The 14,232-nt window shown below is 34.0% G+C and carries 15 protein-coding genes; 5 read left to right on the forward strand and 10 right to left on the reverse strand.

Annotation, left to right across the window (positions count from 1 at the left end; all coding sequences use genetic code 11):
* Positions 1-1,053, reverse strand: a complete 1,053-nt coding sequence (opp3C, locus tag BCR26_RS05595) for an oligopeptide ABC transporter permease (RefSeq protein WP_069697988.1) — start codon at positions 1,051-1,053, stop codon at positions 1-3.
* Entirely contained in the window at positions 1,053-1,994 is a 942-nt protein-coding gene (gene opp1B / locus BCR26_RS05600; RefSeq protein ID WP_069697989.1) for an oligopeptide ABC transporter permease Opp1B, read from the reverse strand. The genes opp3C and opp1B overlap by 1 nt, the downstream gene beginning before the upstream one ends.
* 90 nt (positions 1,995-2,084) lie before the next feature.
* Here opp1B and BCR26_RS05605 point away from each other — a divergent pair, with 90 nt between their 5' ends.
* Positions 2,085-2,435 (forward strand): DUF3899 domain-containing protein, encoded by a 351-nt coding sequence (locus BCR26_RS05605; RefSeq protein WP_069697990.1) that lies wholly within the window; start codon positions 2,085-2,087, stop codon positions 2,433-2,435.
* A 71-nt stretch (positions 2,436-2,506) separates the two neighbouring features.
* Here the strand turns inward: BCR26_RS05605 and BCR26_RS05610 are convergent, their stop codons facing one another.
* Positions 2,507-4,180: a peptide ABC transporter substrate-binding protein gene (locus BCR26_RS05610; RefSeq protein WP_069697991.1), complete on the reverse strand. Its 1,674-nt coding sequence runs from the start codon at positions 4,178-4,180 to the stop codon at positions 2,507-2,509.
* Positions 4,181-4,602: 422 nt separating this feature from the next.
* Between BCR26_RS05610 and BCR26_RS05615 the strand changes: the two genes are divergently transcribed.
* A complete protein-coding gene (locus tag BCR26_RS05615; protein WP_069697992.1) occupies positions 4,603-5,235 on the forward strand; it encodes a pentapeptide repeat-containing protein in 633 nt (210 codons plus the stop codon).
* 21 nt (positions 5,236-5,256) lie between these two features.
* Positions 5,257-6,300, forward strand: coding sequence for a type 2 isopentenyl-diphosphate Delta-isomerase (gene fni, locus BCR26_RS05620; protein WP_069697993.1), 1,044 nt, complete (start codon positions 5,257-5,259; stop codon positions 6,298-6,300).
* Between the two features lie 79 nt (positions 6,301-6,379).
* Here the strand turns inward: fni and BCR26_RS05625 are convergent, their stop codons facing one another.
* The 6 genes from BCR26_RS05625 to BCR26_RS05650 form a co-directional block, all read right to left on the reverse strand.
* Positions 6,380-6,913: a GNAT family N-acetyltransferase gene (locus tag BCR26_RS05625; protein WP_069697994.1), complete on the reverse strand. Its 534-nt coding sequence runs from the start codon at positions 6,911-6,913 to the stop codon at positions 6,380-6,382.
* A 46-nt stretch (positions 6,914-6,959) separates the two neighbouring features.
* Entirely contained in the window at positions 6,960-8,135 is a 1,176-nt protein-coding gene (locus tag BCR26_RS05630) for an RtcB family protein (RefSeq protein WP_069697995.1), read from the reverse strand.
* 398 nt (positions 8,136-8,533) lie between these two features.
* The gene (locus BCR26_RS05635; protein WP_069697996.1) at positions 8,534-9,268 is read right to left on the reverse strand and encodes a YebC/PmpR family DNA-binding transcriptional regulator; all 735 of its coding nucleotides are present in this window, start codon (positions 9,266-9,268) and stop codon (positions 8,534-8,536) included.
* A 104-nt stretch (positions 9,269-9,372) separates the two neighbouring features.
* Positions 9,373-9,777: a YxeA family protein gene (locus BCR26_RS05640; protein ID WP_069697997.1), complete on the reverse strand. Its 405-nt coding sequence runs from the start codon at positions 9,775-9,777 to the stop codon at positions 9,373-9,375.
* A gap of 159 nt (positions 9,778-9,936) precedes the next feature.
* Positions 9,937-10,971 (reverse strand): DUF4349 domain-containing protein, encoded by a 1,035-nt coding sequence (locus BCR26_RS05645; RefSeq protein ID WP_069697998.1) that lies wholly within the window; start codon positions 10,969-10,971, stop codon positions 9,937-9,939.
* A complete protein-coding gene (locus BCR26_RS05650) occupies positions 10,968-11,480 on the reverse strand; it encodes a sigma-70 family RNA polymerase sigma factor (protein WP_069697999.1) in 513 nt (170 codons plus the stop codon). Before BCR26_RS05650 ends, BCR26_RS05645 begins: the two co-directional genes overlap by 4 nt.
* A 175-nt stretch (positions 11,481-11,655) precedes the next feature.
* Between BCR26_RS05650 and BCR26_RS05655 the strand changes: the two genes are divergently transcribed.
* Both BCR26_RS05655 and BCR26_RS05660 read left to right on the forward strand, forming a co-directional pair.
* Entirely contained in the window at positions 11,656-12,576 is a 921-nt protein-coding gene (locus BCR26_RS05655; protein ID WP_069698000.1) for a magnesium transporter CorA family protein, read from the forward strand.
* A gap of 30 nt (positions 12,577-12,606) precedes the next feature.
* On the forward strand, positions 12,607-13,527 hold the full coding sequence (locus BCR26_RS05660; RefSeq protein ID WP_211272285.1) for a magnesium transporter CorA family protein: 921 nt from the start codon (positions 12,607-12,609) through the stop codon (positions 13,525-13,527).
* Positions 13,528-13,592: 65 nt separating this feature from the next.
* Here BCR26_RS05660 and BCR26_RS05665 read toward each other — a convergent pair whose 3' ends face one another.
* A complete protein-coding gene (locus tag BCR26_RS05665; RefSeq protein WP_139124888.1) occupies positions 13,593-14,096 on the reverse strand; it encodes a VanZ family protein in 504 nt (167 codons plus the stop codon).
* Positions 14,097-14,232 lie beyond the last annotated feature (136 nt).

The following is a 14,232-nucleotide window of genomic DNA, read 5'->3' on the forward strand; positions in this document are numbered from 1 at the left end:
CTACTCTTTCATCTTAGGATCGAAGGCATCACGTAGTCCGTCAGCTAACAAGTTAAAACAAATCATAATGATTGATAACGTTGCTGCTGGAATCCACATTAAGTATGGAAGGAAACGGAAAGTTTTATACCCTTCGTTCAATAATGTCCCTAACGAAGCCATTGGTGGTCTTAACCCTAACCCAATGAAACTTAAGAAAGCTTCGAAGAAAATCGCTGAAGGAATACTGAACATCATTTGTACAATAATCACACTAGAAATATTAGGTAAGATATGCTTAAGGGCAATCTTCAATCTTGATTCACCTAATGTTTGAGCTGCTAATACAAATTCTTGATCTTTTAGTTTCAAGGTCTGGGCTCGAACAATCCGGGCCATTGATATCCAGTTTGTAACCACCATCGCCAAAACAATAGAAAGAATTCCTGGATCTAATACAGTTAACATTAAAATCATCACAACAAGGTTAGGAATTCCTGATAATACTTCTAAAATACGTTGCATCACAGTATCTACACGTCCGCCTAACAAACCTGATATTAGTCCATAGGTTACCCCAAATGTAATATCTAAAATTGCAGCAATAAAGGCAATTAGTAGTGAAACTCGAGTTCCCATAAACAAGCGGCTTAAAACATCACGACCTAAACCGTCTGTCCCTAAATAAAAATTAAGATCATCTGGTACTTTAGCTTGAGCATATTTATCAACTACTTGACCAGCAACCGTTGCTTTTCCATTTAGTCCGTTAATTCCTTCTAAACCGGGAATACGAGGAGGTAAATTGATATAAGATACATTTTGTTGTGTCGGGTCATGAGGAGAAACCCAAATTGTAATGACAGATATGAATAAAATAACAGCTAGAAATCCTATTGAAACAACAGCCGCCTTATTCTTTTTCAAACGTCTCCATGAATCTTGTAGGAAACTTAGAGAAGGAGTTGCAATACGTTCTCTTTCTTGCGATGTCGAAGCATCAAGATGTTGAAATTCAGTTTCAGGTATTTCCCGAATTTTCTCGGGTACATTTTTTAAATCAATTGTTTCCATTAGCCTCGGTCACCTCCTGAAACACGTATTCTTGGATCGATTAATCCATAAAGCAAGTCAACAATTAAAATAACAAATACTAACATCGCAGAATATAAAATCGTTACTGCCATGATTGTTGGATAATCATTCGTCATAATTGACTTAACAAATTGCTCTCCAATTCCTGGGATTGCAAAAATATTTTCAACAACTAACGAACCAGTCATTAGACCCACAGCTAATGGACCTAACAATGTAACCAACGGAATCAAACTGTTTCTTAACCCATGTCTAAAGGCTACTTGCCAACGACTTAAACCTTTTGCTCGTGCTAATTCCACATAATCACTATGTAAAACTTCCACCATTTCCGTTCGAATAAAGCGGGCGGAATCCGCCATTGGACTCATCGCTAGTGCAATAGTTGGTAAAATCGTATAAGCAAAACCATTCCACATAGCAATTGGCAAGACTTTTAATTTCATGGCAAAAACATATTGCAACAATACAGCAAAGACAAAGTTTGGAATCGATCTACCTAAAATTGCCATTAAGGTTGCTAAAGTATCTACCCATGTGTTTTGTCTCATAGCAGCAATTACCCCTAATAAAATACCAACAACTGTTCCAAAGATAATTGCCTGTAACCCTAGTTGCAGTGATGGTCCTATCCGACCAGCTAATAATTTAGCGACTGGTTGATTTTTAAATTGGAATGAAATACCAAAATCACCTACAAGTAGATTTTTTAAATAGATACCGTACTGAACAATCACAGGCTTGTCTAAACCTGACTGTTTATTCAGCATAGCAATTGTTTCTGGACTAAGTTTTTCTTGGTTTGTATATGGAGTACCAGGTAATAATTGCATTAAGAAAAACGTAATCGTTGCGATTAACCACAATGTGATAATCATAAAGAAAACGCGTTTAAGAAAATACTTTCCAAAACTGTTCAAAAAGGACACCTCCGAGTTTATTTTGACTTCATCAGATATTTTCGATAAAGTAAGGGGTAGAAAAAATTATGCTGAGATAAGGATGAGCACATGAAAAAATTAAAATGGCCCTTGATTACATCTGCCTCTACTAGTTTAGGTATTGCTTTGTACCTACTCTTTGTAAAGCAATCTTTTACGTTCCAAACTTTATCAGATACGTTCTTTATTGTATCACTTTTTTTCTTGATTGTCGGTATAGCTTTATGGATTATGTCCTCTGGCTTTTTTGATACCTTTCAACGAACAATGAAAAATGCATTTCGCTTTAGAAAAAAGAATGATCCACAAGAATTTACTCCACTTTCTATAATAGGCAACGATCATCGCCTATTCTGGCTAGAAACTGGAGGCATCTTACTGATAATAGCCTTATGCTTTTTACTATTTTACTTTTTATAGATAAAGATAGCAAGGACCTTGCCCTTTTAGCTAGAAGGCGAAGGTCCTTTGCTATTGGCTACCGTTTCAGATTATTCTGAAATATATGCCCATTTATAATCAAAATTAGGTCCTGCTGAATGGAAAACAACATCCTTCACTTTTTCAGAACGCATAAATGTTGTTGCTCGTTGATAGATTGGTGAAACACCCATATCATCTATAATGATTTTCTCTGCATCAACCATATTTGTCCAACGTTTTTCTGGATTATTAGCATTGGTTGTAGCAGCTTCCTTCACATTTTTATCGTAGTCAGCGTTAGTATAATGCCCACGATTATATGAGTTGTCTGTTTCAAATAAATTCAAGAAACTACTTGGATCTGCATAATCAGCACCCCAACCACTAATTGTGGTATCGAAGTCTCCTTTGTTCGAACGATCTAAACGAACAGAAAATGGTACTGGACTCACTGTAACTTTAACACCCTCTAAGGATTGTTGAATAGCACCTTGAAGATACTCAGTCATTTTTTTACCAGTATCTGTATCAGATGAAAGAATGTCCATCTCTAAAGTCTTAATTCCCAATTCTTTCTTCGCTTTTTCCCAATATTCTTTGGCTTTCTTTTGATCGTAAGAAATTACGTTCCCTGCTTCTTCAGTAAAATCCTTTTTATTTTTAGGATCAAAAGACATACTTGCAGGAACAAGGCCTTTAGGCTCTAGAGAACCATCTGCTAAAATCTTTTCTACTAAAGATTTACGGTCGATTGAATAAGAGATAGCTTTTCTAAGGTTTTCATTTTTATATGGTGAATTTGCTTCACGCTGATTAAACTCTATATAACCCGTAGATGCTTCTTTTTCAGTCACAAGTTCTTTATCATCCGCTAACTGTTGAGCCAGTTCTCCACTCAAAATAACTTGGTCTACTTGACCATCTTGGAATAAGTTTAATGAAGTAGGTGCTTCTTTTACAACACTTACTTGAATTTCATCTAAATTCACAGTTTTGTTATCCCAGTACTCTTTGTTCTTTTTCAAATTCCACTCAGTATCAGTTCCAGGTCCATCAAAATCTGCTAAAACAAAAGGTCCATTATAGACTGCTTTATCACTTGAAGTCGCATAATCTTTTCCATATTTTTCAACAATATCTTGTCTTTGTGGGAAAAATGAAGGGAATGCTAATAAATAATCCATATAAGGAGTGGCTTGTTCTAGTGTAATTTCTAATTCATAATCGCTAACTGCCTTAATCCCTAATTCCCCTTTGTCTTTCTTACCTTCAATTATCTCTTGACCATTTTTAACACTTGCAAACATAGAAGCATATTCTGAAGCAGTTACTGGGTCAACTGTGCGTTGCCAGCCATAAACATAATCTGCTGCTTTTACAGATTTTCCGTCAGACCATTTAGCATCTTCGTTCAATTTAATTTTGTAAACTAAACCATCCTCACTAACTTCAGCTTCTTCAGCAGCTCCAGCTGGTTGAGGTTTACTATCTTTGTCTAAACGATAAATTCCTTCATACGAATTATTTAACGTATTAAAACTTATCTCATCTGTTGCTAACGATAAATCGGCACTTGGCATTTCACTTTTCTCATTAATACGAAATACTTGCTCACCACTCGCTTTTTCTCCTGATGCCGCTTTTGAATCCTCTGTTTTTGTTCCGCCACTGCCACATGCAGCAAGTGCAGATAAACTAAATAAAGTAACCATTCCTAAAGAAACCGACTTTTTCAACTTCATTATATTGCCTCCTAAGTGTCTTTTGTTTTTTCTGAAAAATCAGAATTTAATAATTATTAATTGCTATGAGGTATAGTTTACATTTTTCACACAAAAAAATCAAGAATAATCTGAACTTTTCTTAATATTTGATGGATTTTCCATGATAAAACTTTGTATTTTCTTACCTTTTTCACTTTTTCAGCCTACTAGGTTTATTGCAACAAATATGGTAGATTAAAAGAACTAAGGAAAATGTCAGAATAAATGAAGCTTTTTAACCCCTAACTACCGGATTGTTTTATTAAAAAATGAATAGCTCATTGCCTTTTGAATATTTGCTACTTTATTTGAATTATTATTAATGGAAAATAGGCTCTTTTTCACAATAATCCTGTTATTTATTCACACTTTCCTACTATATAATATGGAGGTTTTACAAAATGAAGCTAAAATACCCTACTAAACCTAATATGCCTATCCTAGATGAAACAGATTTTATTTCTTTAGAAGATGAATTAGTCATTGAAGGTTTGCATTTGAAAGATCAGGACTTAAGCTATCAAGATATCAATGGTTTAGTCTTTAGAGAATGTCAGCTTGAAAAAGTGATTATGAATCGAAATCATTTCAAACATTTTGAATGCAGTAATGTTATTTTTGATCATTGCGATTTTTCTAACACAGAATGGATTGGAGGCAGTTTTCATCAAGTTCAGTTTCGGCAATGTAAATTGACAGGGACAAATTTTGCAGAGTGTTATCTCAGAGATTGTCTTTTTGAAAATTGTTTAGCCGACTATTCCTCCTTTAGCTCATCCAATCAAAAAATTGTTCATTTTAAGGAAAATAGTCTGAACAGTACTGAATTTTTTGAAATGGAGTGGAAACATTTAATATTAGAAAACTGCTCTTTGACCGATAGTAACTGGTTTAGAACGAAACTAAAGGACTTAGATTTTTCTCAAAATACCTTTCAAAAAATTGCTGTTTCTCAAGAATTGCTAGGTGGGGTAAAAGTCAGCCCAGAACAAGCGTTGATTATTTCGGCTGGCATGGGAATGATTATTGAATAAGTGAAGAAAGAAGGAAAAAAAATGAACAGAAAGGATGAACACCTTTCACTAGCACACACTTTTCACAGAGAGAATAAAAATGATTTTGATCAGGTGCGTTTTATCCATCATTCTTTTTCTGGCATTTCAATTGACGAAGTTGATATCTCTACGTCATTTCTTGGTTTTTCTTTTAAACAGCCCTTTTATATTAATGCTATGACTGGTGGAAGCCAACAAGCAGAAAAAATTAATCAGCAATTAGGAATGATTGCAAAAGAAACGGGAATGATGATAGCAACTGGTTCAATTCGGTCTGCTATAAAAAATCCAACACTGGCCTCTAGCTTTCAAATTATGCGAAAGGAAAATCCAACTGGTGTAATTTTTGCGAATATCGGTGCAAATCTTTCTTTGGATAATGCCAAACAAGCACTTGAATTAGTTGAAGGAAATGGGCTGCAAATCCACCTTAATCTACCTCAAGAATTAGTTATGCCTGAAGGAGAACGCCATTTTTCTAATTGGCTGGAAAATATTGCAGACATTGTGGCGAATCTTTCTGTTCCTGTAATCGTCAAAGAAGTTGGTTTTGGTATGAGTAGTGAAACGATTGAAACTTTGCTCTCTATTGGTGTAAAGGCTGTAGATGTCAGTGGAAATGGTGGCACTAGTTTTACTCAAATTGAAAATGCGCGTCGGCTAAAAAAAGAGTTATCCTTTTTAGATGATTGGGGACAATCTACGGTTGTCTCGCTCTTAGAATCCGTCAGCTATCAATCACAAATAGCAGTTCTTGCCTCTGGTGGTGTTCGTCAGTCATTAGATATTGTCAAAGCCCTTAGCTTAGGGGCAAAAAGTGTTGGAATTTCTGGAACTATTTTAAATCAGTTACTAACAAACGGACTGGAGGAAACCATTGCTTTCATTCAGCAATGGGAAGAAGAATTGCAATTACTCTATACTCTACTGGGAAAAAAGACGACAGCTGATTTACTAACAACTGATTTAATTCTCACTAGTGACTTAATTCATTGGTGTGAAAGTAGGGGCATTTCCTATCAGCAATTTGCTCAAAGAAAATAAAAAAAGATGAAATTAGCCTTTATTGAAGGATTAAATTTCATCTTTTTCGTTAGTTCAACTCTGTTTTTATTGTATGAGACTAATTTGCTTTCTCTAATGGACTTTTCATAACTTTATCCCAATTTGTTCCAACTGGTTTAAATCCTAATTTAGCATATAACTTTTCTGCTGGAAAATTTCCAGGGGTTACAACCAAATAAACTTCTTGATATTCTGACGATTCAAAGGAATAGAGCATTTGCTGCAGGATTTTTTTTGACAATCCTTGCCCTCTTTTTTCAGGATCTACTGCTAGATAAATAATTAAAGGAATTTCTCTAAATAAGGAGACAATTCCACTACCTATAATCGCTTTTCCTTCCTCAATATAAAAGGAATGGCGTTTTAGTATCGGCCCATATTTCCCAGCAAAACTTGCTTCCACTTCCTCAAACCAATCTGTTAGTGTTTCATCTTCATCATCAATCGTTCCTTTAAAAGAATAAAGCAGATGCCTAGCTAATCGTTTACTCCGCTCCGTTCTATTACTTTCGTTCGTTTCAAAGCTCTTTACTTCTTCACTGAAACTATACTCCCTAACAATTTGCTTTCTCATAATAACTCTCTCGCTCATCCACTGTCCCCTTCTAGTAAATAACTTTTGCTATTTATTTCCTTTTTTACCCTTTAAAATTATACAACGGTTTAATTATTTCTTGTACTGTCATAGTCGCTTCTACCTCTTCTAGTAATTGTTTTTTAGGCTTATATGCTTTTGGTGCTTCATCAATTGTTTTCTTTGAAACAGACGTTGTCCACACATGTTTCATGGCTTGTTGGTAACTTTCTAGACTAATATTTGCTTTTGCTTGAGAGCGACTTAAGACTCGTCCAGCGCCATGAGGACCCGATTGGTTCCACTCTTGATTTCCTTTACCGGTAGCCAAAATACTGCCATCTCTCATATTTAAAGGGACAATCATTTGCTCCCCTGTTTTAGCTGATGCTGCCCCTTTTCTTAAAATTAATTCCTTTAAATCAATGTAATTATGAGGACAATCAAAAGAATCAACGACTTCTTTTTCCCACTTCATTCCTTTAAGAATTGTTTTTGCCATCAACTGTCTATTTAGTTGTGCATAGTTTTGAGCGATTTGCATATCTTTTAAATAATTTGTTAAAGACTTTTGGGTCACATATGACATCTCATAAGGAACTTTTATTGCTTCTCTTTCTTCAATAAGTCGTGCCATTAAATCATATTGCCCGTTCTTTTTTGCATTTACTGCCATAATTTTCAGTTCTTTTCTAAGTTGTGATAATTTCTGATAAGCAATTTCTTGGTGATACTCAGCTATTTCTTTTCCAAAAATACGACTAGCACTATGAATCACTAAATAAAGAGCATCAGCGCCTTCATTCACTTCAATAAAATGGTTTCCACCGCCAAGACTACCTAAACTTCTTAGTACCCAGCCCTTATGAACTGGCGCATGAACCGCACCTAATTCAAATAGATGAATCGGCTTATCATGGGTTTGGCTCCCAGTAGGAATTTGATTTCGGATGATACGATCTAATTTATCAAAATGGGTTTTGATTTTCTTTTTCATTTTTACTACGAGTAAACCACAACCAATATCGACCCCCACTAAATTTGGCACCACTTTATCTTGAATCGTCATTGTTGTTCCGATCACACAACCTGAGCCGCTATGAGTATCCGGCATAATCCGAATCTGACTTTCTTTCGCGAATTCTTGGTTACATAAAGACATGATTTGCCCAACGGTATTATCGTCTAAAAAATCTGTATAAATTTTTGCTTCGTTATATTTTCCTTTTATTGTTAACATTCTAATCTCCTAATTACTTTTTTAGAATGCAACATTTCTTTGCATTCTATTTTATGTTCCATTTATTTCCTTTTTCATTCCAATCATTGGTTACACCTCCAAATATTACTTAAATCAACTATCTGATGCTCATTTTGACCATAAAAAAACACCGACCTATAAATGATCGATGGCTTTTCATAAGATATTTAAACTCTTATTTATTACGTAAGAGAGCACACACAAACAGATCTTTTGTGTTGGTTGCAACTCTTTGCCTTGTATCCAATCATTTTTTGTATTTTCTCTGCTACAATAATTATTGTCTTTTTCATGATATGCTCTCCTTTCTCTTGTTGTTATTTATTTATGCTACCACCATAGTTAACTCTTTGTCAACTTGGGATTCAATAAATGATTTATTCTACTGGTAGTTCTGCCGAGGTAAATACTTCTGAAACATCGTCATCCTCTTCTAACTTATCCACTAATTTCTGTAATTTTTCTGTTTGTTCTGCGTCTAAATCAGTGAAAGTTTGAGGCAACATCGTCAATTCTGCTTGTGCTAAAGTGAAGCCTTCTTTTTCGAAGAAGTCTCTAACATCTGTAAAATCTTCTGGTGCTGTATAAATTTCAAATACTTCTTCTGATGTTTCCAAATCTTCTCCACCAGCTTCAATGACTTTTTCAAACATAGCATCTTCTTCTATTTCTAAGCCTTCTCGCTCAATAGCTAAGTAACCTTTACGATCAAACATGTAATTAACAGAGCCAGTTTCCCCTAAAGAACCACCATTTCTTGAAAAAGCTACTCGAACATTAGTTGCTGTTCGATTTCGGTTATCAGTTAATGCATACACTAAAATAGCTACTCCACCCGGTCCATATCCTTCATAAATAATTTCATCATAGTGTTCGTTTTCACTACTGCTACTGGCTTTTTTTAGCGCTCTTTCTACGTTATCATTAGGCATATTTGCTGATTTTGCTTTATCAATCACTAAACGTAACCCTGGATTCATAGCTGGATCAGTCCCACCAGCTTTAGCTGCAATATAAATTTCTCGTGATAACTTCTGAAAAATTTTCCCTCGTTTTGCATCTTGTGCATTTTTACGTCCTTGAATATTTTTCCATTTACTATGTCCTGCCATAAAAATAGTCCCCCTTAGTCAAATAGTCAACTCTCCTCTATTGTACTATTCTTCGAATTTGTTGCAACTATCGTCTAATTAGAAAGAGGTTCCAATACAAATGACTAGCTTTTTGGGTTCAACTTAATTAAAGCCTCTTGGGGTATTTCGCTCTCTGGAACTTCTTTCCACTGCTTGACATTTTGCCCTTTAATCCTAATTTGCAGATATTTCCCTGCTTTTAACTCTTTACCAAAGGAAACAAATTTCAATTTACGAGCTTTTCCTTCTTTGTTGTAACTCTCTTGAATATAGGTGTAATTATCGATTCGACTTACTGCATCTGGAAACTTCTCTTCATATTCTTTTGGAACCTTAATATAAACCTCTTCTGTTTTAGCAAGTGGATTGATTCGATCAAACAAAGAAGCGATATCAGATGTATTGTTATAGGAATAGAAATAAAGACCAAAAATAATTGCTACAACAATGGTTATTCCTGCAACGATTGAAGTCAAAAACCTTCTCATGATTGTCACAACCTTCCAATAAAATAAACTGCCTATGTTCTATCCTACCTTTTCTCATAACCAATTCCATCCTACTAAAGAATGACTTTTTCTTCTTTTATTCATAAAAAAATCCCTAATAACTTTTTAGTCTATTAGGAATTTTTTGATCGTCGTTTTTTATAGCTTTCTATTTTTCTTTCGTTTAGAGTAGAAAATAATTCCTCCAATAAAAAGTAATATAAGATATGCAAAGTTACTGGCAATAAAAACAAGGAACTTTTTTCCTGCTTCAGACCAAAAGCTCTTCTGGTTGTTCCAGTTCTTCTGGATCAATGTAAATACAGAGCTATTCTTTTTTTCTTTTTCAGAGGATTTTTTTTCTTCAACAGTGAGTTCAAAAGTAATATATTCTACTTGATTATCTATTCCCTGATTCATCCTAGTCAAGTTTTCCCGTTCTTCACGAATAGTAGCCAATCGTTCTTGAATTTTCAGCATATCATCTAGAGCATCGCTTTTAGCTAAAAGGTCCAGCAAGGCTTGCTCTTCTGTCTTTAAAGCATCAATCCGACTCTGGTTATCAGAATAAACGGTAGAAAAGTTTTCTGTTTGAACTTCCTCACTGGTTGTTGTGCCAATTTCATCTAAGCTTTCCATAAATTTTTCACTTTGCTTTTTAGGTATCCTTAACTTGTAATAACTTGATTGTTGCTCCCAGGAACCATTTTCGGGCTTTTGAAGAGTCGATTTTTCGATGTAGCCGTCAAATTTTTGTACTATTTTTTTCAGCTTATCATTGGCTAAGTCTAGCTTTTCGGTTCTTTTTGTCATTGTATAGAATTGCGCATTTTTGCTCTTTTCTTCTGGTAAATTAACGGCTGAATCATTGACTGCACTTTCATTCTTTGCCGCTGCTGGTGCCGGTATTTGTGAGTCTGCAACTTGCTGAGATGCTTCTTCCTTACTAAATTGCCCAGCGTTTTGACCGATCGGACCTCCCTGATAAAAAATAATCAGAATTAAGCTGAAAATCACTATCCCAACAACAGCAATTGCTGCTGGGTATTTGCCTAATTGAGATAAAAAATTGCTAATTTTAATCTTTTTCTTAGTCGTTTGTTTTCCTATTTGTTCATCAATTATTTGAAATAACTCTGCTTTAGGAACGTCAATGGACTCCCATTCTTTTTCCCATTCTTGATTCAGTTTCATTGGTCATCCTCCTCAAGATAATTTCTTAGCTTCAAGCGTGCTTCGTATAATTTATATTTGGTTGTTCCTAATGGTTCATGCATAACCTCACTAATCTCTTTCAATTTTTTTCCACAAAAATAATGGAGAATCGTGATTTCCTGTAAATGTTTTGGTAACCGTGCAATTGCATCGTAAATATCCAAGCACTCTTCCCTTGAAAGCTGTTTTTCTGGTTCAATAACTTGCTCCTCTAACACAGAAAATTGTTTCCCGTTTTTCTTTATGAAGTCTAATGAAGAGTATATGACAATTCTTACTGCCCAAGTTGTAAAATATTCTGGATAGGTTAACGTATCAAGTTTTTTCAATATTTTTATTATTGCTTCTTGAACAATATCTAATGCATCTGCTTCATTTTTCACATATAAATACGCAGTTTTGTATAATTGTTGGTAATTTTCTTTCAATACTATTTCTAATGCCTCTGAATCTCCATTCATTGCTTGCTGGACAAGCCTTTTTCCCATTATCTTTCACCTTCTTTATTTATTAGACGACTCTTGAGACAAAAAGGTTGGCTTTTTTTAATTGGTTTTATTGTTTATAATAACATTTTTATTTTACGAGCCTTATCTATCTATTTAATTGACGGAACCAAGCTTATTCGATACGATAGTAGTAAGAGATGGAGGAGGTTTAACGATGAAATTCTATCATATAAAATCAGAGGAAGATATACTAGAAGTAACTGAAGATGAACGCTTCTTCGTTATTTGTGATCGCCACAACTTTTCCACTATTTACAAACAATTTAATATTATCAATCAAGAAGAAAGTCGAAAAGCAGTTGATTTAGTCCATTTTGAAAGTCATGCTGACTACGATGTGATTTCTTTTTCCTTTTTTGAATGGAAAGACAAGCAAATGGTTTTTGAAAAAGTTTATTTATACTTTAGTAGAAGTTATGTTATTTTTGTTTGTGACCAAAATGAAACCTTATTCAAGTCTGTCACTAGCGACATCCAGCTTAATCAAGACAAGCAACCTAATGGAATTGATACTTTAACCTATATTTATTTTAAAATGCTTGACCACATTCTATCTGAAATGTTTGTCTCCTTAGAACATTTTGAAACATCAATCGCAGAGGAAGAAATGAGCTTATTAAAAACCACGAAAGATTACGACTTTGAGAAAATCATTCAAATGAAAGCTATTTCTTTCGAAGCAAAAAGACAGTTACGTTTACTCACTTATATTAGCGAACAAATTCTTAGCAATGATAATAATTTAATTGAAGAAGAAAACTTAAAATACTTTAAAAATATCTCTGCCAAAACGAATCGCTTATATGAATTTGGTTCAAGTTTAAATGACAAAACGGCTCACCTGATGGATTTATATAATACAAATGTCAGCGAACGTTCGAACAATTTTCTAAATAAGCTGACTGTTTTTACTGCTTTTGCTACTCCTATAACAGTTCTATCTGGTATTTATGGTATGAACTTTGTCAATATTCCTGAATTGAAACTGAAATATGGCTACTTTTTCCTTTTAGGATTGATTGGCTGTATTACCGGGATTATCTATGTACTTCTAAAGAAATCTAAAATGTTATAAAAGGAGCTGGGTGTCTTGATTATCTATAATATGACTGCAAAAAAGAAACTGACTTCCCTTGAAGAAATCATTGACCAACAAGCCATTTATTTTGTGATTGGCGAATATAAAGAACGGGAAAATCTTCAAAAAAAATTTCATTTTCATGATTATCAAGAACAAAAAGAAACCCTTGACCAAATGATTCACTTCCAAATTTATGAAAATTTTGACTTTGTGAGTTTACTTTATCTAGATTTGCAGGATGAGGAATTTACACATTCTAAATTAAATTTGTATTTGGGAGAGCAAGCTCTTGTTGTTTTAACTGACGATGTACAAGGAATGGAAAAAACCTTAAATAAAGAAATTAAAGAATGTTTAGATGATATCTTTATTGGACGAGAAAAAATCAATCACCTATACTATCATATTTTTCATTCTGTTCTTCATGAAATGTTTATTAAATTGGAGGATTTCGAAGCTATTTTGTTAGCAAAAGAAGATGCTTTAATGAAAAAAGTGCAGAAAGATGAGTTCCCAACCTTAATTGCGTTGAAACGAACAGCAAATGAAATAAAAAGAAATATGCGCCTACTTGCTTACGTAAGTGATGAAATCCTTGCAAATGATGGCGGTTCTCTACTTGAAAGTGATATAAACTTATTTAAAAGTATCAATATTCGGACAAAAAAAATGTATGAATTTTCTGTCTCTCTGTTAGAAACTAGTATGCATCTACTAACGGTATACGATAGTAAAATTGCAGAACAAACCAACGCTTTTATGAATACTTTTACCGTGATTACAATGTTTTTAACACCGCTGACTTTTATCAGTAGTTTATATGCTATGAATTTTATTGGAACACCGATTTTAAAATTTGATTTTGGAATTATCCTCTTTTTAGTTGCCTGTTTCTTAGTTCTTAGTTTAACCACCTTCATTTTAAGACGAAATAAGTGGATTTAAGCTGTTCATCCTATCAAAAAAGAATTCCTTTTACGGGCTTAAGCCTCATAAAAAGAATTCTTTTCTTATTTTTTCCTCAATTTCTTTATACCAATTATCAATAAGCAAAGTGCAACTGCCGTCAAAGCCCCAGCAGAATCTAGCATCACATCTTGAAACAACGGTGTTCTGCCACCTGTCATCATTTGGTGAAACTCATCCAATCCTGCATAACCAGTAGCTGCTAACCACGCTATAACTCCTGTTAACCAAACACTTTTTATTCGAGGTAACAGCCCCAAAAACCAGCTTCCTCCGAGAATAAAATACGTTCCAAAATGAGCGCCTTTGCGAATAAAAAATTCGACAAATTTTACGTAGCCTTTAGCCTGAATACTGACTTCATCACCTGCATAAATAAAAGAAATATTTTTTAATTGCTCTTTAAACGGTTCTCCACTCAATAATTTCTGAATAACTCCAACTTGAGATTGTTGTTCATAGGTTTGAGAGGAACTATAAAATAAAATAGCCATTACTAAAAATGCAATTCCTATGTAAACGTCCTTATTTCTAAATATTTTTTTCAATTGAACACCTCATTCCATTCTTTTACTATAGTATCTTTTTCTTTCAAAAAAAACAATCAATCTCTTGTTTATCCCTTATGATATAATGGAAAAAGAGAAAATATGCGTTTAGATCAATTGATCGCAAAAAATTTCT

The organism is Enterococcus rivorum (assembly GCF_001742285.1).
Taxonomy (GTDB): Bacteria; Bacillota; Bacilli; order Lactobacillales; family Enterococcaceae; genus Enterococcus_L; species Enterococcus_L rivorum.

Coding starts and splice junctions, on each gene's coding strand:
- opp3C (WP_069697988.1), bottom strand. CDS start 1,053: ATGGAAACAATTGATTTAAAAAATGTACCCGAGAAAATTCGGGAAATA.
- BCR26_RS05605 (WP_069697990.1), top strand. CDS start 2,085: ATGAAAAAATTAAAATGGCCCTTGATTACATCTGCCTCTACTAGTTTA.
- BCR26_RS05610 (WP_069697991.1), bottom strand. CDS start 4,180: ATGAAGTTGAAAAAGTCGGTTTCTTTAGGAATGGTTACTTTATTTAGT.
- BCR26_RS05615 (WP_069697992.1), top strand. CDS start 4,603: ATGAAGCTAAAATACCCTACTAAACCTAATATGCCTATCCTAGATGAA.
- fni (WP_069697993.1), top strand. CDS start 5,257: ATGAACAGAAAGGATGAACACCTTTCACTAGCACACACTTTTCACAGA.
- BCR26_RS05625 (WP_069697994.1), bottom strand. CDS start 6,913: ATGAGCGAGAGAGTTATTATGAGAAAGCAAATTGTTAGGGAGTATAGT.
- BCR26_RS05630 (WP_069697995.1), bottom strand. CDS start 8,135: ATGTTAACAATAAAAGGAAAATATAACGAAGCAAAAATTTATACAGAT.
- BCR26_RS05635 (WP_069697996.1), bottom strand. CDS start 9,268: ATGGCAGGACATAGTAAATGGAAAAATATTCAAGGACGTAAAAATGCA.
- BCR26_RS05640 (WP_069697997.1), bottom strand. CDS start 9,777: ATGAGAAGGTTTTTGACTTCAATCGTTGCAGGAATAACCATTGTTGTA.
- BCR26_RS05645 (WP_069697998.1), bottom strand. CDS start 10,971: ATGAAACTGAATCAAGAATGGGAAAAAGAATGGGAGTCCATTGACGTT.
- BCR26_RS05650 (WP_069697999.1), bottom strand. CDS start 11,480: ATGGGAAAAAGGCTTGTCCAGCAAGCAATGAATGGAGATTCAGAGGCA.
- BCR26_RS05655 (WP_069698000.1), top strand. CDS start 11,656: ATGAAATTCTATCATATAAAATCAGAGGAAGATATACTAGAAGTAACT.
- BCR26_RS05660 (WP_211272285.1), top strand. CDS start 12,607: ATGACTGCAAAAAAGAAACTGACTTCCCTTGAAGAAATCATTGACCAA.